Annotated in this window: 24 protein-coding genes and 1 pseudogene; 14 read left to right on the forward strand and 11 right to left on the reverse strand. The window is 71.0% G+C overall.

The genetic code is table 11. The annotated features are described in order from the left end of the window. Positions 1 to 166: 166 nt before the first annotated feature. From ACWCSV_RS12545 to ACWCSV_RS12555, 3 genes are read left to right on the forward strand one after another with little or no spacing between them, the layout of a single operon-like run. The gene (locus ACWCSV_RS12545) at positions 167 to 1171 is read left to right on the forward strand and encodes a glycosyltransferase family 2 protein (RefSeq protein WP_451141304.1); all 1005 of its coding nucleotides are present in this window, start codon (positions 167 to 169) and stop codon (positions 1169 to 1171) included. After that, on the forward strand, positions 1171 to 2553 hold the full coding sequence (locus ACWCSV_RS12550) for a polysialyltransferase family glycosyltransferase (RefSeq protein WP_451141306.1): 1383 nt from the start codon (positions 1171 to 1173) through the stop codon (positions 2551 to 2553). Before ACWCSV_RS12545 ends, ACWCSV_RS12550 begins: the two co-directional genes overlap by 1 nt. A 23-nt stretch (positions 2554 to 2576) precedes the next feature. After that, positions 2577 to 3740, forward strand: coding sequence for an acyltransferase family protein (locus tag ACWCSV_RS12555; RefSeq protein WP_451141308.1), 1164 nt, complete (start codon positions 2577 to 2579; stop codon positions 3738 to 3740). A 178-nt stretch (positions 3741 to 3918) separates the two neighbouring features. On the opposite strand, the gene ACWCSV_RS12560 is transcribed toward ACWCSV_RS12555, so the two are convergent. Beyond that, on the reverse strand, positions 3919 to 4140 hold the full coding sequence (locus ACWCSV_RS12560; RefSeq protein WP_451141310.1) for a hypothetical protein: 222 nt from the start codon (positions 4138 to 4140) through the stop codon (positions 3919 to 3921). On the opposite strand from ACWCSV_RS12560, the gene ACWCSV_RS12565 reads away from it, so the two are divergent. Continuing rightward, positions 4139 to 4300 (forward strand): aromatic-ring hydroxylase C-terminal domain-containing protein, encoded by a 162-nt coding sequence (locus ACWCSV_RS12565; RefSeq protein WP_451141312.1) that lies wholly within the window; start codon positions 4139 to 4141, stop codon positions 4298 to 4300. The genes ACWCSV_RS12560 and ACWCSV_RS12565 overlap by 2 nt on opposite strands. A gap of 11 nt (positions 4301 to 4311) precedes the next feature. On the opposite strand, the gene leuE is transcribed toward ACWCSV_RS12565, so the two are convergent. Both leuE and ACWCSV_RS12575 read right to left on the reverse strand, forming a co-directional pair. Further along, on the reverse strand, positions 4312 to 4992 hold the full coding sequence (gene leuE, locus ACWCSV_RS12570) for a leucine efflux protein LeuE (protein WP_451141314.1): 681 nt from the start codon (positions 4990 to 4992) through the stop codon (positions 4312 to 4314). Between the two features lie 72 nt (positions 4993 to 5064). Next, on the reverse strand, positions 5065 to 6447 hold the full coding sequence (locus ACWCSV_RS12575) for a cytochrome P450 family protein (protein ID WP_451141316.1): 1383 nt from the start codon (positions 6445 to 6447) through the stop codon (positions 5065 to 5067). A 211-nt stretch (positions 6448 to 6658) separates the two neighbouring features. On the opposite strand from ACWCSV_RS12575, the gene ACWCSV_RS12580 reads away from it, so the two are divergent. Continuing rightward, complete coding sequence (locus ACWCSV_RS12580; protein ID WP_451141318.1) at positions 6659 to 7708, forward strand: L,D-transpeptidase family protein; 1050 nt, start codon at positions 6659 to 6661, stop codon at positions 7706 to 7708. Positions 7709 to 8001: 293 nt separating this feature from the next. Here the strand turns inward: ACWCSV_RS12580 and ACWCSV_RS12585 are convergent, their stop codons facing one another. The 3 genes and pseudogenes from ACWCSV_RS12585 to ACWCSV_RS12595 all read right to left on the reverse strand — a co-directional run. Beyond that, positions 8002 to 9423, reverse strand: coding sequence for a hypothetical protein (locus ACWCSV_RS12585; protein WP_451141320.1), 1422 nt, complete (start codon positions 9421 to 9423; stop codon positions 8002 to 8004). Then, complete coding sequence (locus ACWCSV_RS12590) at positions 9423 to 10175, reverse strand: RNA polymerase sigma factor (protein WP_451141322.1); 753 nt, start codon at positions 10173 to 10175, stop codon at positions 9423 to 9425. The genes ACWCSV_RS12585 and ACWCSV_RS12590 overlap by 1 nt, the downstream gene beginning before the upstream one ends. Before the next feature lie 383 nt (positions 10176 to 10558). After that, a pseudogene (locus tag ACWCSV_RS12595) lies at positions 10559 to 10690 on the reverse strand (IS481 family transposase); the annotation flags it as partial. A 98-nt stretch (positions 10691 to 10788) separates the two neighbouring features. On the opposite strand from ACWCSV_RS12595, the gene ACWCSV_RS12600 reads away from it, so the two are divergent. After that, positions 10789 to 11103, forward strand: a complete 315-nt coding sequence (locus ACWCSV_RS12600; protein WP_451141324.1) for a phosphatase PAP2 family protein — start codon at positions 10789 to 10791, stop codon at positions 11101 to 11103. Positions 11104 to 11168: 65 nt separating this feature from the next. Here the strand turns inward: ACWCSV_RS12600 and ACWCSV_RS12605 are convergent, their stop codons facing one another. Next, positions 11169 to 12791, reverse strand: a complete 1623-nt coding sequence (locus tag ACWCSV_RS12605) for a hypothetical protein (RefSeq protein ID WP_451141326.1) — start codon at positions 12789 to 12791, stop codon at positions 11169 to 11171. A gap of 432 nt (positions 12792 to 13223) precedes the next feature. Here ACWCSV_RS12605 and ACWCSV_RS12610 point away from each other — a divergent pair, with 432 nt between their 5' ends. Then, on the forward strand, positions 13224 to 13541 hold the full coding sequence (locus tag ACWCSV_RS12610; protein ID WP_451141328.1) for a chaplin: 318 nt from the start codon (positions 13224 to 13226) through the stop codon (positions 13539 to 13541). A gap of 338 nt (positions 13542 to 13879) precedes the next feature. On the opposite strand, the gene ACWCSV_RS12615 is transcribed toward ACWCSV_RS12610, so the two are convergent. From ACWCSV_RS12615 to ACWCSV_RS12625, 3 genes are all read right to left on the reverse strand, one after another. Then, on the reverse strand, positions 13880 to 14026 hold the full coding sequence (locus tag ACWCSV_RS12615) for a hypothetical protein (RefSeq protein ID WP_451141330.1): 147 nt from the start codon (positions 14024 to 14026) through the stop codon (positions 13880 to 13882). A 794-nt stretch (positions 14027 to 14820) separates the two neighbouring features. After that, entirely contained in the window at positions 14821 to 15639 is an 819-nt protein-coding gene (locus ACWCSV_RS12620) for a hypothetical protein (RefSeq protein ID WP_451141332.1), read from the reverse strand. A gap of 233 nt (positions 15640 to 15872) precedes the next feature. Then, positions 15873 to 17519 carry a family 20 glycosylhydrolase gene (locus ACWCSV_RS12625; protein WP_451141334.1) on the reverse strand — a complete coding sequence of 549 codons (1647 nt, stop codon included), beginning with the start codon at positions 17517 to 17519 and terminating at the stop codon, positions 15873 to 15875. 754 nt (positions 17520 to 18273) lie between these two features. Between ACWCSV_RS12625 and ACWCSV_RS12630 the strand changes: the two genes are divergently transcribed. From ACWCSV_RS12630 to ACWCSV_RS12655, 6 genes are all read left to right on the forward strand, one after another. Then, positions 18274 to 18762 carry a 2-oxo-4-hydroxy-4-carboxy-5-ureidoimidazoline decarboxylase gene (locus tag ACWCSV_RS12630; RefSeq protein WP_451141514.1) on the forward strand — a complete coding sequence of 163 codons (489 nt, stop codon included), beginning with the start codon at positions 18274 to 18276 and terminating at the stop codon, positions 18760 to 18762. Between the two features lie 135 nt (positions 18763 to 18897). After that, a complete protein-coding gene (sdhC, locus tag ACWCSV_RS12635) occupies positions 18898 to 19278 on the forward strand; it encodes a succinate dehydrogenase, cytochrome b556 subunit (protein ID WP_327177610.1) in 381 nt (126 codons plus the stop codon). A 5-nt stretch (positions 19279 to 19283) separates the two neighbouring features. Beyond that, entirely contained in the window at positions 19284 to 19760 is a 477-nt protein-coding gene (locus tag ACWCSV_RS12640) for a succinate dehydrogenase hydrophobic membrane anchor subunit (RefSeq protein WP_327177609.1), read from the forward strand. 29 nt (positions 19761 to 19789) lie between these two features. Further along, positions 19790 to 21550, forward strand: a complete 1761-nt coding sequence (sdhA, locus tag ACWCSV_RS12645; protein ID WP_451141336.1) for a succinate dehydrogenase flavoprotein subunit — start codon at positions 19790 to 19792, stop codon at positions 21548 to 21550. Then, positions 21550 to 22317: a succinate dehydrogenase iron-sulfur subunit gene (locus ACWCSV_RS12650; protein WP_451141337.1), complete on the forward strand. Its 768-nt coding sequence runs from the start codon at positions 21550 to 21552 to the stop codon at positions 22315 to 22317. Before sdhA ends, ACWCSV_RS12650 begins: the two co-directional genes overlap by 1 nt. Before the next feature lie 144 nt (positions 22318 to 22461). Then, the gene (locus ACWCSV_RS12655; protein WP_451141339.1) at positions 22462 to 23043 is read left to right on the forward strand and encodes a hypothetical protein; all 582 of its coding nucleotides are present in this window, start codon (positions 22462 to 22464) and stop codon (positions 23041 to 23043) included. A 70-nt stretch (positions 23044 to 23113) separates the two neighbouring features. Here ACWCSV_RS12655 and ACWCSV_RS12660 read toward each other — a convergent pair whose 3' ends face one another. After that, positions 23114 to 23629, reverse strand: coding sequence for a MarR family winged helix-turn-helix transcriptional regulator (locus tag ACWCSV_RS12660; protein WP_451141341.1), 516 nt, complete (start codon positions 23627 to 23629; stop codon positions 23114 to 23116). Positions 23630 to 23980: 351 nt separating this feature from the next. On the opposite strand from ACWCSV_RS12660, the gene ACWCSV_RS12665 reads away from it, so the two are divergent. Continuing rightward, positions 23981 to 24409 carry a hypothetical protein gene (locus tag ACWCSV_RS12665; RefSeq protein ID WP_451141343.1) on the forward strand — a complete coding sequence of 143 codons (429 nt, stop codon included), beginning with the start codon at positions 23981 to 23983 and terminating at the stop codon, positions 24407 to 24409. The last annotated feature ends 3 nt before the right edge of the window (positions 24410 to 24412 follow it).

The following is a 24412-nucleotide window of genomic DNA, read 5'->3' on the forward strand; positions in this document are numbered from 1 at the left end:
CGACGGCAACAAAGGGTTAACAAAAGATCGACGCTTGGGGTCCGCCTCCCGGAGGAGGTGAAATCCGCCCGGAACCATGCCGCTTCATGATCCCGCCATGCGGTGTTCACCTCGTATACGTGTGACGGATAAGGAAAAGGACGGACACGCAACTAGCGTGATGCGTGTGGTCAAGCTCTCCGTCATCGTGCCGTTCTACAACGTGCAGACATACGCGCCCGACACCCTCCGAAGTCTGAGAACCAACGCTCGCGAGGATTTCGAATTCATTCTCGTCGACGATTGCTCGACCGACGGAACAGGGGACATTCTTTCCCGCGCCCGGGAGGAAATTCCGGGGGTGTCGGTCGTACGGCACGAGAGAAACGGCGGCCTGGCGACCGCCCGCAACACCGGCCTCGACGCCGCGACCGGGGAGTATCTGACTTTCCTGGACGGCGACGACTGGCTGGCCCCCGGGTACTTCGCCTCGCTTCTGGAGTCGATCGAGCGGCTGGGCTGCGACTTCGTACGGTCCGACCACGTGCAGGTCACCGGCCGGGTCAGGACCGTGCACCGGGTGCCGCACGGGATGCGCAACCACGTACTGGACCCGCGAGCGGTGATCCTCCCCGCCCACCGCTCCACCCCCGTCGACTACCCGTACGCCTGGGCCGGCATCTACCACCGGCGGCTCCTGGACCGGGGCCTGCTGCACTTCACCGACGGGCTGCGCACCGCCGAGGACCGCCCGTGGATCTGGCGGCTCCACCGCCAGGCCGAGAGCTTCGCCTCGGTGGGGCTTCTCGGTGTCTTCTACCGGCGAGGGGTGGCGTCCTCGCTCACCCAGATCGGGGACGTGCGCCAACTGGACTTCATCCGGTCGTTCGACCAGGTCATCGAGGAGACGTCGCAGGACCCGGAGGCCGACGCGCTGCTGCCCAAGGCGGTCCGTACCTACTGCGCCGTCATGGCCCACCACCTCGGCTCCATCGAACGGTTCGAGCCCTCGGTGGCGAAGCAGCTGCGCTCGATGAGCTCGGCGGCCCTGCGACGGCTGCCTCAGGACATCCTCGACGAGACGCTGGCCTCACTGGGTGACCACCGCGCCGCGCTGCTGCGCCGGGCGCGCCGCCGTGTCGCCGCCTCCGAAGCCCCCGCCCCTGCCGCCGCCCATGGAGCCACCGTCTGATGTCCGGCATCCGCACCACCCAGCTCTTCTTCGCCTCCTCGCAGTACGCCGCCGTCACGGTGACCGCCGCGATCCGGGCCGGCCTGTTCGGCCCCCGCCACGAACACCGGCGCATCCTGGTCGTCAGCGACACCTCGCCCGCACCCGAGGTCGGCACGCCGCTCGACCGGATGGCGGGCTTCGCGTCGCTGCGCCCCGAGTTCGACGACGTGCGGTCCTGGAACGCGTTCCTGCGGCCCTTCCACCCGGTCGGCTGGTCCCCGCGCGAGCAGGACACGCTGTTGTGGGAGCGGTATCTGCGGATCGCCTGGGAACTGGGGGACGGACCGCTGGAGGTCGCCTGCGAATCGATCCAGGCCAATCCGTCCCAGGCGGTGGCCAGGATCTTCGGCGACGCCCCCCTGCACATCTACGCCGACGGCCTGATGAGCTACGGCCCGACCCGCAGCAAGATCGACCCGTTGATCGGCACCCGGATCCAGCGGCTGCTCCACCTGGATCTGGTGCCGGGGCTGCGGCCGCTGCTGCTGACCGAGTTCGGCGTAGAGCCCGAGGTCATTCCCACGCCCGAGTTCCTGAAGGCGCTGGGAGCGCTGGCCGACGCCGCGGACGACCTGGGCCCGCAGAGCGGCGCACCGGCCCTGCTCCTCGGCCAGTACCTCTCGGCGATCGAGATCCTGACGGCGGAGGAGGAGCGCGAACTGCACCTGCGGATGCTGCGGGGCGCCGTCGCGCTCGGCCACCGCCGGGTGGTGTTCAAGCCGCACCCCTCGGCCCCGATGGGCTGGTCGCAGGACTTGGAGCAGGAGGCGACACGGCTCGGCGCGGAACTGTCGGTGCTCGACAGCCCCGTCATCGCCGAGGTCGTCTACGAACGGCTGCGCCCGGCACTCGTCGTCGGCGCGTTCTCCACCGCCCTGCTGACCGCGGCCGCGTTCTACGGGATCCCGGTCGCCCGGGTCGGTACGGAGGAACTGCTGGCCGGCCTGACGCCGTACCAGAACAGCAACCGGATCCCGGTCACCATCGTCGACGCGCTGCTGCCTCCGCTGGAGGACACCGCGGCGGTCGGTGCCTGGACGATGCCGGGCGAGGAGTGGGTGCGCGAGGACCTCTCGGGCCTGGTGACGGCGGTCGGCTTCGCGATGCAGGCGCAGATCTACCCGGAGCTGCGGCCGGCGGCCGAACGCCACCTCGCCGGCATGACGCCCGCCACCTTGTCGCGGTACTTCCGCCGCCGCCGTCTGACCGCCCTGGCCCTTCCGGGCGCGCTGCCCTCCCAACTCGACTTCATCCCCCGCAACGCGACGGTCCGCAAGTTCGCCCGGCAGGCGGTCGCCTGGAAGCGGGCGGCCGGCCGGCGTGTCCAGCGGGGCCGCTGACACTCACCCAAGGGACCGACACCATGACAACCGTCACGGCACTTCCGGAGCAGACCGCCGGGAAGGCCGCCGAGAAGCCGGCGCCGGGCAGTTCCGCCCGGCCCCGCAGCGACCGGATGCGCGCCCTGGACGGCCTGCGCATTCTGGCCGCCCTCATGGTCTGCATGTACCACTACGCCGGGAAGAACGGCAATGTCGCGGAGTCCTGGGGGCAGTCGCCCGGTCTGAAGTTCCCGACGCTGTCCTCGTTCGCCACCTACGGCAGCATGGGGGTCCAGCTCTTCTTCATCATCAGCGGCTTCGTCATCTGCATGAGCAGCTGGGGCCGTTCGGTCGGTGACTTCTTCCGCTCCCGGGTCGCCCGGCTCTACCCGGCGTACTGGGTGGCGATCGTCCTCGTCACCACGGCGGCCCTGGCGCTTCCTGTGGTGGTGGAGCCGGTGCGGCCGGACGAGCTGCTGGTCAACCTGACCATGCTGCAGCAGCCCATGGGGGTGCACCGGGTGCTGGGCGTCTGCTGGACGCTCTGGGTTGAGCTGCGCTTCTACGTGCTGTTCGCGGTGTTCGTGGTGTGGAAGGGAGTGACCTACCGCCGCGTGGTCGTCTTCTGCTGCGCCTGGACCCTGGCCGGGGCCTTCGCCAGGATCGCCGACAACCCGCTCACCGACGCACTGGTCATGCGGGACCACGCCCCGTACTTCATCGGCGGCCTGGCCCTCTACCTCATCCACCGCTACGGCAGCGACCTCCTGCTGTGGGGCATCGTCCTGGTCAGCGTGCTGCTGGGACAGCGGTACTCGGTCACGGCGAACTGGCACCCGGGCATGACCGGCGACTTCCAGCGGTCCCCGTACGTCATCGAGCTGATCGTGCTGCTGGCGTTCCTCGCGGTGGCGGCGGTGGCGCTCGGCTGGCTCCGGTGGGCGAACTGGCGCTGGCTCACCTTCGCGGGGACGCTGACGTACCCGTTCTACCTGGTTCACGAGCACCTGGGGTGGTTCGTGATCCGGCTCCTGAACCGCGGCCTGGGCCTGTCCCCGTACGTCACGCTGCCCGCGACGGTGCTGGCGATGCTCACCCTGGCCTATCTCCTCCACCGCTTCGTCGAGAAGCCGATCGGCCCGCGCCTCAAGCGCACGATGGCGGCGCAGGCGCTCATGGTGGGCGCCCGGGGGAAGTCAGGGTGAGGGGGCACCGCCCCGCCTGATCGCGACGGCGGGGCAACACGACGCGTGCCGTTCCGCACCCGGTCTCCGGGCGCGGAACGGCACTTCTCGGGTTGTCCCCGTGCGCGTTGTCCCCGTGCCGCGTGTACCACCGCCCCGTGTTCCGATGTCGCGTGTGGCACCGCCGCCTGTGCCGCCGTCACTCCACGCCGTACCGCGCACCGATCCCCGCGACGGGAATCCGGAGCCCCTCGGCGCACAACTCGTCGTACTGGGTGCGGAGTTCGGCGCCGGCCTCGGCGGCCGGCGGGAAGTCCGCCATTCGCGCGGCCCGCTCGGAAACGTCGTACCCGCCGTGGCGTTCGCCGGGCATGGGCTGGACGCCCTGCTCGCCCCCGCTGCGGGTTCCGGGCGGCGGCATGGTCCTGGTTCACCGCGCGCCGCTCTCGGAGGCGTACGGTTCCGGGCTGTTCCTGGTCCGCCCGGACGGGTACGTCGGCTGGGCGGGCACCACCGCCGAGGGCCTGGGCGCGTACGCCGCACGGCTGGGCCTCGCCCTGTCGGAACCGGCCGCCCGTTGACGCCGGGGGACTCAGATGCCGCTGAGCGAGAGCTTCGCGGCGAAGCCGAGGAAGAGCAGGCCCGCCGCCGAGGTGGCCGTCGCCGACAGCCGCTTGCGGCGGCGGAAGGCGGCGGCGAGGCGGGTGCCGCCGAAGATCAGCGCGGAGAGGTAGAGGAAGCTCGCCAGCTGGAGCAGCCCGCCCAGGACGACGAACGACACCGCCGGGTACGCGTAGTCGGGGTCGACGAACTGCACGAAGAAGGAGATCAGGAAGAGGATGGCCTTCGGGTTGAAGATGCTGACCACCAGCGCCCGGCGGTACGGCCGCTCCCGTACGCCGTCCTCCCCGGTGCCCGTCTCCCCGGCGGCCGGGGTGTCCTCGGTGAGTTCGGCGACCCGGAGGGTGCGTTCCCGCCACAGCTGCCGGGCTGCGCGGAGCATCCCGAAGGCCAGCCAGGTCAGGTAGCCGGCGCCCGCGTACTTGACCACCGCGAAGAGCAGCGGCGTGGTCTGGAGCAGGGAGGCGGCGCCGAGGGCGGACAGGGTCATCAGGACCGTGTCACCGGTCCAGACCCCGGCCGCCGCGACGTATCCGGTGCGTATGCCGCGCCGGGCGGCGACGGACAGCACGTAGAGCGAGTTCGGTCCCGGCAGGAGAACGATGAGGACGAGGCCGACGAGGTAGGTCGGCAGATCAGTGACACCCAGCATGGGACGGAGTTTCGCACGCGGGGCGCCCGCACTGTCCAGGGGCCGGGGTCCGGCGCCACGGAACTTCCCTGGTCAGAGCCGGACAGGGAGGGCGGTCAGGTGCCAGTTGACCGGATTGGTGCCGCGCTCCAGGTGCTCGGGCGCGGTGGCGAGGCCGAGTCCGGGGAACCGGCCGAGCAGTGCCGTGAGGGCGACGGCGGTCTCCTCCTGGGCGAGGTGGGCGCCGAGACAGCGGTGGGCTCCGTAGCCGAATCCGATGTGGTGCTCCCTGCTCCGGCGGGTGCGGGTGATGTCGAGGCGGTCGGGGTCCGTGAAGGCGGCCGGATCGCGGTTGGCCGCGGACACGATGGGCAGTACGGCCTCTCCGGCGCGCACCGGGGTGGTGCCGACGGTGGTGTCGCAGACCGCATAACGGGGCAGCGCGCGTACGACGGGGCCGCAGTAGCGCATGAGTTCGTCGACGGCGTGCGGCATCAGGGAGGGGTCCGCCCGGAGCCGGGCGAGCTGCTCGGGGTGGGTGAGGAGCGCCTCGGTGCCGTTGGCGACGAGGTTGACGGTGGTGATGTGCCCGGCGACGACGAGATTGACGACGAGCGCGACGAGTTCGTCGGTGCTCAGCCGGTCGCGGCGCTCGGGGCCGAGGAGATCGGAGACGAGGTCGGCGCCGGGGTGGTGGATGTGGTGCTCCACCAGGGCGTGAGCGTCGTCGACCATGCCGGCGAGCGCGTCCCCGAGTTCCTCGCCGCAGACCCCGGCGGTCAAGGTGGCGCTCCGGGCCCGCCAGCGGTCGCGGTCGGCCTCGGGGACGGCGATGAGTTCACAGATGACGGTGATGGGCAGAGGCCGGGCGAAGTGCTCCACCAGGTCCACCACGCCGTTCTCGGCGTGCTCCGGCAGGCGGTCGATCAGCTGGTGGGCGATGGCCTCGATCCTCGGGCGCAGCGCGGCCACCCGCATCGGGGAGAACGCGGCGGTCACCAGTCCGCGCAGCCGGCGGTGGTCGGCGCCGTCCGCGTCGAAGATCCCGGCGCGCAGGTACTTCTCGTGGTCCGGCCGCATCCCGCGGGCCTGCCAGGTCTGCTCCGTGCGGTGGGCGACCGGAGCGCCGGGCACGGCCGTGGCGTCCATGGTGAAGCGGGGGTCGCTCATGATCGTGCGGATGTCGTCGAAACGAGTGGCCACCCACATCGGATCGACCCCCCGCGTGCGTCCGCGCACCATCCGCTCGCGTGCGCGGACGGGTGCGTAGGCGGTGAACGGATCGCGCACCAGGTCCCGGTCGGCGAGATCCAGTGGTTCGTCGGCGGGCGGCTCGTCGGCAGGTGGTTCCTCGGCGGCCGGCTCGTCGGCAGGTGCGGTCGCTTCGAGGGCGGCGGCATCGGCGGTCGTGGCTCCGTCGAGGGCGGCTGCTGGTTCGTCGGCGGCTTCGGTCAGGTCCGGGTCCGGTACTGCCATGTCGGATGCTCCTGTGGGCTCTTGGCCGGTCGGGTGTCCGGCCGGTCGGGCCGTCCCCGTGCCATGGTCCACCCGGGCCGCCGGGCCCGGCGGGGGCCGGATTCCAATCCACCCGGACGAGCGCATTCGCGGGAGGCGGGGTTCCTCGTGTCGCCGTCGTACGAGGTTCGGCAACCGTGCGGGGTGGGAACGCGTCCCCCGTAACACCGGTATGCGGGGCGTTGCGGGCCATGGGGAGGCCGAAGTGACACGCACACGAGCGACACGTCCACCCTCGACATCGACACCACCACCGGCCCCGGCTCCACCGCCGCTCCGTACGTACGGGCTCGGCGGCCGGCCCGCGCGGAGGGCCGCCGCGACCGCGGTCGTGCTGCTCGCCGGGGCGGTCCTGGCGACGGGGTGCACACCGGTGGAGGTGACGGGCGGTACGAGTGCCTCGCCCGTACCCGTACCCCGGGCGGCCACCGGGACCGCCACCGCGCAGCCGGCCTCGTCGCCACAAACTCCGGCACGGACTCCGGCACGGACTCCGGCACGGACTCCGGCGGCGTCCCGGACCTCCGACGACAAGCCGTCCGCTCCCTCCGTACCGTCCACCCCGGCCGCCCCCGCGCCCTCGGCGTCCGCCCCGGTCCTGATGGGCATCGGCTCGGAGGGTGCGCGGGTGCGTGAACTCCAGGCCCGGCTGCGGCAGGCCGGGCACTTCACCCGCAACCCCACCGGCTACTACGGGACCCTCACCGCCCAGGCGGTGGAGGCCTTCCAGCGCAAGCGCGGCCTCGCGGTGACCGGCCGGACGGACTCCGGCACCTGGCAGCGGCTGCTGGCCGCCACGCGTACGCCCACCGCGACCGAGCTCGACCCGCCGACCGAGCTTCCCGTGGCGGCTCCGGACCCGCGCTGCCTCAAGGGGAGGGTGCTCTGCGTCAGCAAGGAGAGCCGGACCCTGGCCTGGATGATCGACGGCCGGGTGGTCTCGGTGATGGACGTGCGCTTCGGCTCGGAGTACACGCCGACGCGTGAGGGCGTCTTCTCCGTCTACTGGAAGTCCCGCCACCACGTCTCCACGCTGTACGGCTCCGCGATGCCGTACGCGATGTTCTTCAGCGGCGGCCAAGCGGTGCACTACTCCGCCGACTTCGCGGCGCGCGGCTACAGCGGGGCGTCCCACGGCTGCGTCAACGTCCGCGACGAGAAGAAGATCTCCGCTCTCTACGCGCAGGTGGAGAAGGGCGACAAGGTCGTGATCTATCACTGACGCGACGTCAGGCACCACCGTGCTCGGCAGCACACTCGGCCCCTGCTTCAGGCCACGGGACCGAGGAAGGAGAAAGCGCGAAGGAGGAGAGGAGGAGAAGGGGCGCGGACGGGACCGGGGGAACGTGTCCCGCCCGCGCCGATGCGCGGAGCCGAAGGTACGGGGGGAACCCCGGCTCGATGCGCCGCCGATGACCAGTCGGCTCACTTCCTACTGCGTCACCCATCCGGAAAACGTCACAGCTGTCGGCCGGATGTGACTGGTCCCACAACGGTGGCACGGCGGACGAGCGGTCAGATCCGCCCGTAGGCGGCGCGGTCGGGGGTCCCGGAGCCGGGCTCGGCGTACCCGTCGGATCCGCGTCCGGCGCCCTGCCCGCCGTACCCGTCCTGCGAGGTCCGCGCGTCCCGCCCGGCCGGCTCCGTCCTGCCGGGCTGCCCGGCAGCCTCGGGGCCGTGGCCGCGGCCGGAGCCGTTCGCACCCGGGTCCGTGGCCCCCGTCCCACCGGACGTACTGCCCGTGGGCGGCGCCTGCGCCGGAGCGCTCTCCGCACCCGTCTTCGTGGCTGCCTCCGTGCCGGTGCCCGGCCGTGCGCCCGCCTTCGGAGCCGGTGCGTCCGGAGCCGCGGCAAGGGTGGCGGCTGCCGGTCCGCCCGCGGGGGCGTTCCGCAGCGAGTAGGCGGACGACTGGCCCTGCTGGTAAGCGCCCTGGCCCCACTCGTCCTTGCCGTCACCGGCGTGGCCGCCGGAGCCGCGTCCCGCCCCGTCCGGGGCCGCCCCGTCCGGGCCGTCGCCCGCGCCGGAGCCACCGGCGTACGCGGCCGTGATCCCCGCGCAGTACTCCGGGATGTTCTTCTCGCCCCGGGCCAGTTCGGCGAGGCCGCGGTGCTCCCGCTCGTCCAGGTCTCCGGCCCGGTAGTCGCGGCAGTCCTCCACGGCCTCGGCGTACCAGTCGGAGCCGGAGCCTCCCGAGCGGCCGTACGTGCCCCGGTCCGGGGACCCGTGCCCGTCGCCGTCACCGTTGGCGTGGACACCCGAACTCCCGCCGCCTCCGGTGATGTTGGGACTTTCCGTCCCGCCGGTGCCCGAGGTGGCGCCACCGCCGCCCGTCCCCGGGACGCTTCCGCCGGGGCCTGCGCCGGAGGTACCGCCGGTACCCGTCGGGGCGCCGGAAGGGGCATCCGTACCCGACGCCTCCGGCGTGGGTCCGTCCGGCGAGGCGGCCACCGACACGGTGCTCGCCGGGCCGTGCTCCGCACCGCCGAACGCCCCGGTCAGCGCGCCCGTACCGGCCGCCACCGCGACGCCGCCGAGCGCGCAGCCCGCGAGCGAGGCCGCCAGGCCGATGCGTACCGGCCGGCCGAAGCGGGGCCGCTCCCGGCGGCGGGGCGGGGAGGGCGGCGTACCGAGCCGCACCGGGTCGAGCATGCCCGCGCCCGGGGCCGTACCGGCCTCCGGGATCGGCCCGACGGGCCGCCGGTGGCGCCCAGGACCGGGCGTCCCGCGCACCGGACCCACTTGCCGGAAGGCGGCCAATGCCGCTTCCTCACCCGGCAGTTCATCATCGGCCGACGATCCCGAGCGGGCCGCACCGAGCGCATCGGAGAGACTCCGTGCGGCGGAGCGCGCCTCGGCCCCGGGAGGCACGACCGGCTCGCCGCGGAGCAGTTTCTCCGCCGCGTCCCTGTCGAGCCACTCGTCCCGATCGTCGGCCATCACATGTCCTTCTGCGTCCACGGACGCGAATGCGTCACTCCGGGAACCGCTCCCGCGGGCGCCGCCACACCACCTCGCCCGAGGCGCTGCGCCGGTACGGCGCCGAGTTCCGGCCCGGGTCCGTCCCGGCTCCCCGCACCGCGCTCCGGCCCGTCGTTCATCGGCCCCCCAGGGACCGTACCGGCCCATTCCGCTTCCCGCTGCTCCCCTCCCAGCATCTCCGCCAGCCGTTTCAGGCCACGGTGCGCGGCGGTGCGTACGGCACCGGGCCGCTTGCCCAGCGTCTGTGCGGCGCTCTTCGCATCGAGCCCGACGACCACCCGCAGCACGACCGCCTCGGCCTGGTCCTGCGGGAGCCGTGCTATGAGCGCCATGGCCCGCTCGGTGCCGATGGACTCGATGGCCTCCCCCGCGGTGTCCGACTCCGCCGGACGCCCCGTCAACTCGGTCTCGTCGCCCCCGATCGCGGGCCTGCGCCCGCGCATCCGCAGATGGTCCAGGGAACGGTTGCGCGCGATCCGGGCCGCCCACCCCCGGAACCGGTCGGCGTCCCCGCTGAACCGGCCCAGATCGCGGGCGATCTGGAACCACGTCTCGGACGCCACGTCCTCCGCGTCCGCCTCCCCCACCAGCGTTCGTATGTACCCCAACAGCCGTGGCTGCACAGCGCGGTACACAACGCGGAAGGCTTCCTCGCTCCCGCCCTGCGCCGCGAGCACCGCGGCGGTCAGCCCCGCGTCGTCCCCCAGCACTCCTCAACCGCCCTGCTGTCCCGAATCGCGGCTGGTCACCGCCGCTGCGCCACCCTGCGCGATCAGCACGCTACGTGCTCTGCGGGTGTCGCGTCCATGGCTTGTACAAGTCGCAACAAACCGTCGGCAGGCCCCGGGTGTGACAGAAAACGCGACCGCGGCGCTGAGTGGAGTACGGGGCCGCGCTGCGGCTTCGTGGAAGACGGCCGAGGCCTCTCCTGTGGGGGGTGGCGGCTTTGGCCGTCTTCCTTAGAACCCACTCTGACCTGGCAATATGCAGGCCAAACACCCCTCGGACGGCCGACGCGTGACCAACGCGGCCAATCATCACCCGCTTTCGCCCCGGTGCACGAGGGAAAACAGCGTGTAGCGCCAATTCCACTGTATTGACCCGCAGCGTCGTTCACACGGTGGATGGGCGAGTGTCCGTCGAGTGCGGCGTGGCAGCGGTAGTGGTTGCAGTTGTGGGGGAAGTCTGTCAGGGCCTGGGTTCGCTCGGTGTTGGTGGTGTAGGGCCACAAGCAGAACTGGGCGCGGCTGTGTTCGCCCGGCTGGCCGCCCTCCGGCACGGGCCCCATGTTCCCTGGACGAGAGTCTGCGCCGGTGGTCGGCGGTGCACCGGCCATCGGTCGTCACGACCCTCGCCCGGGGGATCACCGCGACCGGCAGCGGACCCGCCCGGTACTGGGTGCCGCAGCGGCGGGTCTCGTCGAGGGCCGCCACCCCGGCCCCCGCCCGGACCTGCTGGTACCTGCCCGCCTCCCGGGCCGTCGCGGTCGGCCTCACCCGGGTCTACCTCGGCGCGCACTGGTTCACCGACGTGGCCGGCGGCCGGCTCCTCACCGTGACCTGTCTCACCGTCACGTCGGGGCTGCTGGGGGCGGGTCTGCCGGGCGGACGACCGGGGCCCGGGTCGCCCCGGGCCTGAAGTACGTTTGCAGCGGACCTGCGGGGCCCTCTTCGGTGGTGACGCCCCGCTCGTGCCGGATGTGATCAGCGGACGTCGACGTAGTCGCCGGCGGATGTGGTGTTGAGGTACGCGCTGGTCGCGGTGTACGCAGTGCTCCAGGTGCCGTCCTGCTTGGCGGTGAACTTGGCGGTGAACTTGCCGTTCTTGTCCGTCGTCACGGTCGCCATGGTGGTGTTGGCCGCAGTTCCGGCACGGCGGAACCGGATGGTGACGCGCTGGCCGGCTACGGCGGTCCATGAGGAGCCGTTCGGGCGTTGCAGGATCCCCGTCGCGGTCAGGATGCGGCCCTTGCGTACCGGCTCGGGCGAGGCGTTGAAGCCGGTAATGCGGGTGACGGCCCGGGTCAGGTGCACGGTGCCGATCGTCGCCGCGGTGGCGTTCGCGCTGCCGGGGTAGTACAGGCGCAGGTAGCCGGTGGGCGTTCGCAGCGCGTACGAGGCGTCGAAGGCGCCCTTGGCGTCCGGGGTCACCCTCGCCACCGTCTTCCAGCCGGTGCGGCCGTCGGCCGACTGCTGGAGCTGGACCCGCCCGGTGGGGAGCGCGCCCGCCGAGGCGCGCAGGGTGCCCTTGACCCTGATGGTCCCGGCGCCGGTGAAGGTGTAGTCGGCCCAGGTGAGGACCGAGCGCGAGAGGGCGTGCAGGCCGGCTTGCGCAGTGCCCTCCTGAAGGAAACCGAAGCCTCCGACGAGCGCGGTCCAGCTGGTGTCACCGGTCACCGTGTCGAGCGTCTCGCTGAACCGGCCTCCGGCACTGAGCTCGTGGGCGTGGATGCCGTTCGGGCCCATCAGGAGCACTTCGGTATCGGGGTCACCGGCTGTCAGCGGTGTCCAGGTGTTCGTCGTGGGGCTCAGGTACTGCGCGGTTCCGCCAACCGTGTAGGAGCTGCCGCGCACGGCCGTACCGGCGGCCTTGTCGAAGAGAACCCGGGTCGGGCTCACCGTCGTGGCCACCTGGACGGGGTCGGTGCTGACCGTCTGCGCGTCCTGCTGCACCGCGTACGCGTATACGGAGCTATGGAGGGGAGCTGTGGCCCGGTAGCTCCCGTCGGCCTGGACATCGGCCGCGACCTCGTAGGGATGCACTCCCCGTGTCCCGGCGAGAAAGACCTTGCTCTCGGTCCAGCCGGGTGTGGTGGCTCCGGTGGCGGGGTCGAACGTCGCCAGTTTCCCTGTGGCGGTGACCGTCTGGTGCTCGAAGTCCACCGTGGTCCGGTCCAGGGCCGCGTCAGTGAAGACGGGCAGGTTCTCGTACCGGACGGTGGTCTGGCCGAGGTAGGCGGGGTGATCGCCGTCGGCGTCGGAAAAGTCCAGGACCGTGTCCCAGACGCCGTGGGCGCCCAGCACCATCCGGCCGGAGCGCCACGTGCCGTCCTCCGCCGTACCGGAGACCAGGGTGAATCCGGTAACCGTCCTCACCGGCCGGTCGCCCGAGACACGCAAGGTGAGCTGCGCGGTGATCGATGCGGGGTCGATAGCCGTGTCGGACGTGGCGTGGAACTCCAGGAAGCCCGCGTCGTCAGGGTCGTTGACGATCGAGGCTATGACGGGCAACACGGTGCCGGTGGTGTCGGCGAGCGCCGGGCTCGCTCCCGCGATCGTGACCAGGCCGACGATGAGCGAGAGCGGAGCGAGGAGAGTCTGACGCACAGGGACTCCAGAGGAGTGAACGAAAGCCGCCGGAACGAACAGGCGCACGATCATCGCACGGGCCCGCGCACTCTCCCTCGATACCCCGCCCCGACCGCAAGGACACAGCGCCCCGACGGCTCACCCGCGCTCGATGACCATCTACGGATCGCGAACCCCTCCCCCACCGTGCAACGACTGTTCCAGATCGTCGGCGCAGACACCTTCCTCCACCTCTACCCCACACTCGGAGCAGCCCGCACCGCCTGACCCGGTCCGCGACCGAACAGCGGTCCGCGGGTTACCGGGTGCGGCCAACGGCGTACGGGAGGGCCGCCGTACAGGGGGCCCTGGGCGGTGGCCAGGCGTGTCGGCACGCTGGAGGCAGGCGGGCCCGCATCGTGGAAGGGACTGCCGCGACCGAGCGGCGGCACCGGAAGTGCGGAGATCTCAATGTTGAAGCTGAGAAGCACGGTGGTTCTGGCCGCAGCCGCTGGCGCCCTGATGTTCGCCGGTGCGGGCACGGCCGGCGCGGACGCCGGAGCGCAGGGCGCTGCCTTCGGCTCGCCGGGGGTGCTGTCCGGCAACGTCGTCCAGATCCCGATCCACATCCCCATCAACGTGTGCGGGAACTCCCTCAACATCATCGGCCTGTTGAACCCGGCCTTCGGGAACACCTGCGTCAACGGCGGTGGCTACGAACGCGGTTACGGCGGCCACGACGAGAAGCAGAACGGCCACGAGGGCCACATGGGCGACTACAGCAAGTAGGTCCCTGGCTTTGCAGGGCTGAGGCGCTCGGGGCCCCGGTCAGGTGGTGCCAGCCGTACGCACCTGGCCGGGGCCGCGGTGATCCGCATCCTCGGCTCCGAACATCCGCCCACAGCTGAGTGCGACACGTGCCGACGAGCGGCGAAGGGGACGGGCGGTGGTGACCAGGGCACCACCGCCCGTCCCTCCCGCTCTCACATCCGCATGCCGCCCTCGTGAAGGCGGCGCCACTCGACACACATGGAGTCGACCGCGCGGCCCGTGGCGATGAGCGGTCGACCCGAAAGAGCGATGGGTGATGCGAGGCCGGGAGCGGCCCCGCATCACCCAGTTCTACGTCAGAGTGGCAACCTGCGCTTCTTCCGTCGTCGCCTCTCGCTCAAGGCGGTCAGAGTGAAGATCGCTGCGATCGCGACGGCGAACGGCAGGGAACCGAGAGCGTCGGTGGTGGCGAGGATCTCCACGAGATAGAAGAGCACTCCCATGATCAACCCTGTACGGATTGGATGCCTTGCGGCCCATTTACGCGTGTGGACACGCGGGTCCGATAACACTCGTCATACCTCTCCGTCGGTGAAAGTTGGGCCAGTGGTGGAAGGAACTGCGGCCTCCTCGCCACCATGTGCGGGCACCTGGAGACTGGCGAGCTCGCCGATTGTGTGCGCCAGGCGGTCGCGGATCCGGCACAGTGCCTGGCGCTGGAGCTCAGTGCCGCGGTCGGTGAAGCCCCAGACGGAGGCGGCCACCCGGCGACCGACGGCTGGAGCGAACCATTGGCTTCGCCGCGCACGCCGGCCCTCAACCCGCTCAACGCCCACGATCCCCGCAACTCCCACAGATGTAGGTGTTGCGAGGACCGTGAGAACCCAAGGAGAGACGGGCCATGCTGGCGAGGTGCCGGTATCCGCACCTGACGCCCAGGTGCGCACGCTACGGCCACGACAGGGTCACGCGTTGGTCACATGACCAACGCGTGACCAACGGCGGGCAGGACAGCCAGAAACACCTGCACAAGGACGGCTCCACACAGAAGACGAGAACACCGAGCCGCCCTGCAAAACGCCTGTTCAGAGGCCTACTTGAGCACTATCAAGCCAGGGGTGGCGGCCTCGGCCGTTCTTCCGCTCCGCCCGCGCCGACCGGCGGCTGCGCACCGCGTCGAGCATCCCGAACTTACGCTGCCGCGAGGCCCCTTTTCACCGGATGCCAGTACGTACGTCGCACGGAGGCCCAGGACGCGTCGACGGCATCACCCGCGTCGGCGCACCCCCGCCCCCTCTCACGCCTGGTTGCGTGCCCGGCGGGACATGACCGCGCGCAGCACCCGGCGGCCCTCCGTCGAGTGGTCGAGTGCCCGCCGCAGTCCCGCGCCGCTGCCGGGCGAGCCGGCGGTCTCGGCGAGGATCTCCAGCAGCTCGCGCTGGCGCCGCAGTTCGCCCGCGACGAGCGGGCCCGCGTCGGCCTCGGCTCCGGCGGAGCCGATCCTCAGCAGCTCCAGGGTCTCCCGTTCGCCGCTCTCCGGTGCCTCGTCCGGACCCGACTCGCCCACCGCGACCGCCGCAGCGGCGTCCGCGTCCGAGGCGGGCGGCTGGTCGGCCCGCCGGTGGATCTCCAGGGAGAGCAGGGAGCAGGCGTCGGCCCAGACGCGCAGGGGCGCGGCCTCGAAGGTCTCCGGGGCGGCGTCCAGCACCGCCCTGATGCGGGCGAGCGGTTCGCCGGGGCCGAAACCGGAACCCGGGCCGGAGACGCCGCCCGACAGCGGGAGCGAGCCGTCCGGGCGGTCCGGGGCGCCCGGAGCCGCCGAGGCGGTCTGGGCGGGGATCACCGGAGCCGTCGGCGGGTCCAGGGCCGCGACGGTTTCGCGTGCGGCGGCGAGGCGGGCCGCCCACGCGGTGCCGTCCTCGCAGCTCGCCCAGAGCGGGCGCAACGGTTCCGGACCGTCGCCCTCCGGGGCCGGGGGCAGGCAGCGGTCGAGGCAGGCCAGGCCGCTCGCGGCCAGTGCACGCGCGTCGGCGCGGGCGATGAGGTCCCACAGGTTCATGACGTACCCCCAGGTCTTCTGTGTCGCGTACAGCGCCGGGTGGCGTGAATACGTCACCGCGCCCCGGCCGGAAAACGCGCGCCAGGGCGCCGCCGGAGCACCCCACCAGCCACAACAATCCCAGAAATCCGGAAAAATGACTCCTGTTCGGCGTGATTTTGATGAAGGAACCCGGAAGGGGCTCCCGGTGGCCGTCCCGCTCCCCGGCCACCGGATGGCTTGATTCCGTATGTCCCCCGGAGGCGGGCGGCCTCCCCCCGCCGCCTCACCTCGCCGCCTCCCCCGCCGCCTCACCCCCGCCCGTCGATCTCCCCCGCCAGGCCGGTGAACGCCGCCCAGCTCAGCGCGGGCTTCCCCGGCGTCCAGAGCTTCTGCGCGGTGGCCTTCAGCGGCATCCGGATGCCCTCGGCCACCTGCGCCTGGGTCTGGGCGTTGGGGAAGTCGCCCCAGACGGCGAACCGGCCGCCCAGGATCTGGTCGGAGTACTTCGCCGGGACAGGCTGGGTGCCGCGCAGCACGAGCGGGGTCCACTGCTCGTAGATCCGCTTCCCGGTCGGGTAGACGAACTCGTTGGGTTCGCCGAGCACGTAGTAGAGGAACTCGTCGTTGAGGTTCACCACCGGGCGTCCCTCGCTCAGGTACGCCTCCGGTTCGCGGGCGCCGATCTCCTTGCCGGTCCAGTACTCGATCTCGATCCGCTTGTCGGCCTGCACGGTGCCGCCGCTGAAGAGGCCGTCGTTCCAGGCCTTCGCGGTCATCCCCTGCGGGCGCACCACGGCGGCGCGGTCGTTGAGCCAGCCGGTGGCGAGGTCCTCGATGGTGGCTCCGTCGCCGTACTTCTGCTGGGCGGCGGCGAGGAGTTGCGGGTACGAGGCGCCGGGGTCCGGGACCGTGAGCGCCTGGTATTCGTCGGCGCCCAGGTGCCAGAACTTCCCGCCGAAGAGGCCGGTGAACTCGTCGAGCAGTTCGTCGATCAGCTTCGCCGCCCCCGGCTTCGAGATGTCGAGGGAGCCCTTGGACACCGCCCCGGAGACGCTGTGGAGCTGGAGGTCGGGGTGGGCCCCGAGTACGGCGCCGAGGTGTCCGGGCGAGTCGATCTCGGGGACCACCTCGATGTGCAGGCTCTTCGCCAGCGCGAGGATCTGCTTCACCTGGGCCTGGCTCAGGTGGTCCTGGGAGACCACCTCGGGATGCGAGCGGGACTCGATGCGGAACGCCTGGTCGTCCGAGAAGTGCAGGCCGAACTGGTTCATCTTGAGGTCCGCCATCTCGCGGAGCCGGTCCTCGATCCAGTCGACGCTGTACGGCTTGCGCGCGATGTCCAGGTTGAAGCCGCGCTGCGGGCGGTCGGGCCGGTCGTTGACGACGCCCTCGGGGAAGGTGCCGTCGGCGGCGACCGACTGCTTGAGGGTGCGGGTGCCCCAGAAGACGCCGGCCTCGTCGGGGCCGCTGATGGTCACCCGGCCGTCCCGTGCGGTGAGGGTGTACGACTCGGCGCCGGTCTTCGCTCCCTTGTCCAGGGAGAGCTCGACGTCACCCGAACGGGCGGCGGCCTCCCCCTTGTAACTCAGTCGCAGCTCCTTGGCGAGCAGCCTGGCCTCGTCGGCGAGGGCGCCGCTGCCGTCGGCGACGACCACCGCACCGGAGGAGGTGGGCTTCCAGCCGGGGCCGCGCGCGGCAGTGTGCTCGCGCACGGCCGGAATGGTGCGGGGTGCCGCGGAGAGGGCGTAGCTGCGGGTGGGTGACGGGGAGGGCGAGGAGGAACCGGCGGCGGGCGTGGACGCGTCGGGGGACGAGGGGGATATGGAGGACGCCGACGAGGCGGCGTCCCCGGTGGGCTCGGAGCCGCCGTCGTCACCCGAACCGCAGGAGACGAGGGCGAGCGCGGCGGCGGTGATGAGGGCCGCTCCGGCGAGGGCACCGCGTGAGGGGGACATGGAGTGAAGACCTCCGGGGCGTGGGGGGCGTGGAGGGCGGGACAGAAGGGGCACAAGAGACATGAGGGATGTGGGGGACGTGAGGGATGTGAGGGACGCACAGGACCCGAGATGCCTTGGGAGCCTGAGGGGCCTGAGGGGCCGGCGGGATCCAAGGCAAAGGCGCACGCCGCAGAGATACGCGCACTGACGCGCGAGCACCGGCCACTGGCGCTCGCTTAGCCCGATCGAGGGATGCAACGATCGGACGGGATGTCAGTCAAACGTTCCGAAACTCTCTCCTTCGGGTGGTTTTCTGGTTTCCGCCGGACGGGTGTCCTCTGATCTCGCTACCGTTGCGGCACATACGCCACTCCCTTCACTTTCGTCCCCCGTGCGACGTCGCTGCCTTCCGGCCTTTCCGGCCTTTCCGACCCCTCTCCAGGGTCCTGATGTTCATTCGTCCGAGGAGTTCACGCTGTCCAGGTCCAGCGAGCCCACCACCGGCGGCATGCCGGAGCAGGTGCGGCAGACCGGCCGCCGGACGGCCCGTCCCGTCCGCGACCACGGCCCCGCGTCCGCCCCGCCGCACCAGGACCCGTACCTCCAGGACCCGTACCTCCAGGACCCCGTGGACCAGGCCCCTGGGGACCAGGCCCCAGGGGACCAGACCCCGGGGGATCAGACCCCGCCCCTCCAGACCACGAGGGCCACGAGGGCCACGAAGGCCCCGGCGGCCCCGCCCGGACTCGCCCGGTTCAACGCGGCTCCGTTCCTGGTGGCGGAGGCCGTCCTGCTGGAGTGCTGCGGCAGCACCCGCTGGGCGCACCGCGTGGCCTCGTACCGCCCGTATCCCGATCTGGACTCCTTGCTCGCCGCCTCCGACGAGGCGGGTTACGACCTGTCTCCCACGGATGTCGCCGAGGCGCTCGCCGGCGAGGCGGGCCCCTCGCTGCGCGAGGACGCGCCCCGTGCGGCGCGTCTGGCGTTGCAGGCGGCGCACGCCGCGTACGTGACCAGGTTCGGTCACGCCTTCGTGATCTGCCTGGACGGCCACCGGCCCTCCCGTCAGGTGGACCAGGTGCTCGCCGGCATCAGGGCCCGGCTGGCCCACGACCCGGACGAGGAGCGCTCGGTCACGGCGGATGAGATGCGGCGGCTCGCCCGGGGACGCATCATCGAGCTGGTGACGGGGCCCTCCCCGGACACGGTCCCGGGCCCGGAAACCCCTAGCCCGTCCGTGGCTGATCGATTGCCTCTTTGATCACAGCAAGGGCCCCGGCGCGAACGAACCGACAAAGCGTCGCTACCATGGCCGGGGCCGGTGGACCGTACCCGGCCGGGTCAGACCGACAGTCAAGCCGGCCGACCCCAATCCCCGCTCCCGGAGGGTTCTTCCGTGCCGGCTGGAACGCTGTACCGCGGCCGGGAAGGCATGTGGTCCTGGGTGGCTCATCGAGTCACCGGTGTCCTCATTTTCTTCTTCCTGTTCGTACACGTCCTGGACACCGCTCTCGTCCGTGTCTCCCCCGAGGCGTACGACGACGTCGTCAACACCTACAAGACCCCGATCGTCGCGCTCCTCGAGTACGGCCTGGTCGCCGCCATCCTGTTCCACGCGCTGAACGGTCTGCGGATCGTCGCCGTGGACTTCTGGTCCAAGGGCCCGCGCTTCCAGAAGCAGATGCTCTGGACCGTGCTGGGCATCTGGATCGTGCTGATGGTGGGGGCCCTGTACCCCGTCCTCGGTCACGCCGTACGTGAAATCTTCGGGAGCTGAGGCCAATGTCGACCGAGACCTCCTCCGCGATCGGTGACGTCGAAGGCGTGAGCCTGTACGACGTCGACCACCCGGCCCCGGTGATCGAGCCCCCGCGCAAGCGGACCGGCAAGACCCCGAAGTCGACGCGTGGCAACTTCGAGATGTACGCCTGGCTCTTCATGCGCCTGTCGGGCATCGTCCTGGTCGTCCTCGTCATCGGCCACCTGCTGATCCAGCTGGTGCTCGACGGCGGCGTCTCCAAGATCGGTTTCGCCTTCGTGGCGGGCCGCTGGGCTTCGCCGTTCTGGCAGGTCTGGGACCTGGCGATGCTCTGGCTCGCCATGCTCCACGGCTCCAACGGCCTCCGTACGGTCATCAATGACTACGCCGAACGGGCGAACACCCGCTTCTGGCTCAAGATGCTCCTGTACACCGCCACGGTCTTCACCGTCCTGCTGGGCACGCTGGTGATCTTCACCTTCGACCCGAACATCCGCTAGGCGCCGGGCCAGAGGGACCAGAGGAAATCATGCAGATCCACAAGTACGACACCGTCATCGTCGGTGCCGGCGGCGCCGGTATGCGCGCGGCCATCGAGTCCACGAAGCGCAGCCGCACCGCGGTACTGACGAAGCTCTACCCCACCCGCTCCCACACGGGCGCCGCGCAGGGCGGCATGGCCGCCGCGCTGGCGAACGTGGAGGAGGACAACTGGGAGTGGCACACCTTCGACACGATCAAGGGCGGCGACTACCTGGTCGACCAGGACGCCGCCGAGATCCTGGCGAAGGAGGCCATCGACGCGGTCCTCGACCTGGAGAAGATGGGCCTGCCGTTCAACCGCACGCCCGAGGGCCGTATCGACCAGCGCCGCTTCGGCGGGCACACCCGCAGCCACGGTGAGGCCCCCGTCCGCCGGTCCTGCTACGCCTCGGACCGTACGGGCCACATGATCCTCCAGACGCTGTACCAGAACTGCGTCAAGGAGGGTGTGGAGTTCTTCAACGAGTTCTACGTCCTGGACCTCCTGCTCCAGGAGGACCCCGAGACCGGTGTGAAGAAGTCCGCCGGTGTCGTGGCGTACGAGCTCTCCACGGGCGAGATCCACGTCTTCCAGGCGAAGGCGATCATCTTCGCCTCCGGCGGCACCGGCAAGTTCTTCAAGGTGACGTCGAACGCGCACACCCTGACCGGTGACGGCCAGGCCGCCGCGTGGCGCCGCGGGCTGCCGCTGGAGGACATGGAGTTCTTCCAGTTCCACCCGACGGGCATCTGGCGCATGGGCATCCTGCTGACGGAGGGCGCCCGCGGTGAGGGCGGCATCCTCCGCAACAAGGACGGCGAGCGCTTCATGGAGAAGTACGCGCCGGTCATGAAGGACCTCGCGTCCCGTGACGTCGTGTCCCGCTCCATCTACACGGAGATCCGTGAGGGCCGCGGCTGCGGTCCCGAGGGCGACCACGTCTACCTCGACCTCACGCACCTCCCGCCGGAGCAGCTGGACGCGAAGCTCCCGGACATCACGGAGTTCGCGCGTACGTACCTCGGCATCGAGCCCTACACGGACCCGATCCCGATCCAGCCGACCGCGCACTACGCCATGGGCGGCATCCCGACCAACGTCATGGGCGAGGTGCTCGCGGACAACACCACCGTCGTCCCGGGCCTCTACGCCGCCGGCGAGGTCGCGTGCGTGTCCGTGCACGGCGCCAACCGTCTGGGCACCAACTCGCTGCTCGACATCAACGTCTTCGGACGCCGGTCGGGCATCGCCGCCGCCGAGTACTCCGCGGAGAACGACTTCGTCGCGCTTCCCGAGAACCCGGCGCAGATGGTCGTGGACCAGGTCGAGCGCCTGCGGAACTCCACGGGTACCGAGCGCGTCTCGGCGATCCGCCTGGAGCTCCAGGAGTGCATGGACGCCAACGTGATGGTGTTCCGCACCGAGCAGACGATCAAGACGGCCGTCGACAAGATCGCCGAGCTGCGCAAGCGCTACCTGAACGTGTCGATCCAGGACAAGGGCAAGCGGTTCAACACGGACCTGCTGGAGGCCGTCGAGCTGGGCAACCTGCTCGAACTGGCCGAGGTCATGGCGACGTCCGCGCTGGCCCGCAAGGAGTCCCGCGGCGGTCACTACCGCGAGGACTTCCCGAACCGCGACGACGTCAACTTCATGCGCCACACCATGGCGTACCGCGAGGTCGCGGCCGACGGCACCGAGTCGATCCGGCTCGACTACAAGCCGGTCGTCCAGACCCGCTACCAGCCGATGGAGCGTAAGTACTGATGGCTACCCCGACCCTGGAGAAGACGAGCGCCCCCGAGCCGGGCTTCGCCGACTCCCCGTACATCACGGCCACGATCCGGATCCGCCGCTTCAACCCGGAGGTCTCCGACGAGGCGATCTGGCAGGACTTCCAGATCGAGATCGACCCGAAGGAGCGTGTCCTCGACGCCCTTCACAAGATCAAGTGGGAGCTGGACGGCACTCTGACGTTTCGCCGTTCCTGCGCGCACGGCATCTGCGGCTCCGACGCGATGCGGATCAACGGCAAGAACAGGCTCGCCTGCAAGACGCTGATCAAGGACATCAACCCGGAGAAGCCGATCACGGTCGAGGCCATCAAGGGCCTCACGGTCCTCAAGGACCTCGTGGTCGACATGGACCCGTTCTTCCAGGCGTACCGCGACGTCATGCCGTTCCTGGTCACCAAGGGGAACGAGCCGACCCGCGAGCGCCTGCAGTCCGCCGAGGACCGCGCGCGCTTCGACGACACCACCAAGTGCATCCTCTGCGCCGCGTGCACGTCCTCGTGCCCGGTGTTCTGGAACGACGGCCAGTACTTCGGCCCGGCGGCGATCGTCAACGCGCACCGCTTCATCTTCGACTCGCGCGACGAGGCCGGCGAGCAGCGGCTGGAGATCCTCAACGACCGTGACGGCGTGTGGCGTTGCCGTACGACCTTCAACTGCACGGACGCCTGCCCGCGTGGCATCGAGGTCACCAAGGCCATCCAGGAAGTGAAGCGCGCGCTGATCACGCGTCGCTTCTGATCCGGCCGGTCCGACGGGAGGCCCCGTCCACCGCACGCGAAAGCGTGGGTGGGCGGGGCCTCTTGCTGCGCCCGCCGGGGCGGAACGGTACGGTCGGGTGCCCCCGGTACCGCACCGGGCCGGCCGAGTGGAACGGGGAACGTGGTGAGCGAGCCGAATCCGTACGCGGACGACGCCTACAAGTGGGGTCCGCCCCAGCAGCCGGCCGGTCCGCCCACGGTGGCGGACGGCCAGGGGTACGGCTACCCGGCGGGCGGGCCGCCGGCGTACGGCACGCCCGCGTACGGCTATCCGCAGCAGGGTCAGGGGTACGGCTACCCGGGGCCGGGGCAGCAGCCGCCGCAGGGCGGCAACTTCCCCGTGCCGCACCAGGGTTACCCGGGCGCGCCGATGCTCAGCATCGGTGACATCACCGTCGTGAACGACTCGGTCGTCACCCCGTCCGGGACGATGCCGCTCAAGGGCGCGGTGTGGACGGCGACGGACATGTCGCGCACCGAGGAGAAGATCCCGGCGGTGGCGATCGTGCTGGCGATCGTGTTCGCGCTGTTCTGCCTGGTGGGCCTGCTCTTCCTCCTGATGAAGGAGAAGAAGACCACCGGGTTCGTCCAGGTGACGGTGACGAGCGGGGGACGTCACCACTCGACGATGATCCCGGCGATGAACCCGAACACGTTCCCCATGATCATGTCGCAGGTCAACACCGCGCGTTCGATGAGCGTCTGAACAACTCCTGCCCCCGGGCGCCCCGTTATCGGGCCGCCCCGCCCCGCCCCGCCCCGCCCCGGCCCTCCGCTCAGGGGCGGGGCGTACGCGGCGCCGGGCCGCCCTCGGCGGCCAGCAGGACGCGCCGCAGCAGGGAGTTGAGCAGGACGCGTTCGTCCGCGTCCAGGGCGTCGATCAGCCGGGTCTCCTCGTGGCCGAGGTAGTCCATGGTGCCCCTCCAGGTGGCCCGGCCGGCCGGGGTGAGCTCCACGACGACGCGGCGCCGGTCGGTGGTGGAGGGGGTGCGGCGCACATAGCCGCGGCCCTCCAGCACGTCGAGCCGCCCGGTGACCGAGGCGGGCGCCAGATCGAGCGCGGCGGCCAGCTCGGACGGGGCGGCGGCACCCCCGCGCCCGGCCAGTTCGTGGAGGGTCTCGAACTCCGGGCGGTCCAGGTCGGCGTCGGTGAGCGACTGCTCCCGCACCCGGCGCAGATGCGCCGTGATCTTCTGCATCCGGGTCACCGCACCCTCGACGTGAGGATCGAGTCCGGGAAGCACCGGCTTCCACCGCTCTATGTGACTGTCGACCCGGTCGCGTGGCTGCATGGCGGAATGGTACGCCCGCGGGAACCGGCCACCCGAGCCGCCCAGTTCTTACGAGAAACCGTATTTCGGCGACGAATCGTTCGGTTCCGAACCAGGTTGCGTCCATGTCGTCGCACCCCTCACGCACACGCCCCTTCGCACCGCTCTTCACCGGACAGACCCTCTCGCCCGCCGGCGACGCGACCGCACCGGTCACCCTCACCCCCGCCGTCCGGGCGGTGACCGGATCGAGCGGCACCACGCGTGCCACCACCGGGCGAGCGGGCGGCCCCGACCTCTTCTTGAACATGTTCAAGAAGAGGTCTACAGTCCATCACAACGGGTTTTGAACACGTTCAAGGGGGCTGGGGCATGGACCTCACCGTGGTCGCTTACGTCATCTATCTGATCGTCAGCGTGGCGCTCACCGTCTGGGTGGCGCGCACACTGAGCCGCAACGGCCGCATCTTCATCGCGGACGTCCTGCGGGGGAACGAGAAGCTCGCCGACGCCGTGAACCACCTGCTGGTGGTCGGGTTCTACCTGGTGAACCTGGGCTTCGTGACGCTGTATCTGCGCAACACCGACGACATCGCGGACGCCCGCGAGCTCTTCGACGCGCTTTCGCCGAAGATCGGCGTCGTCCTGCTGGTGCTCGGCGCCATGCACCTGGGCAACGTCTTCGTCCTGAACAGGATGCGCCGCCGGGGCCTGATGGAGCGCGAACAGACCCCGCCGGTGGCTCCGCAGGGCTGGACCGGACCGCAGGGCCCGTGGGCGGCACCCACCGCGGGGAGGTGACCG

The organism is Streptomyces sp. NPDC001770 (assembly GCF_053596135.1).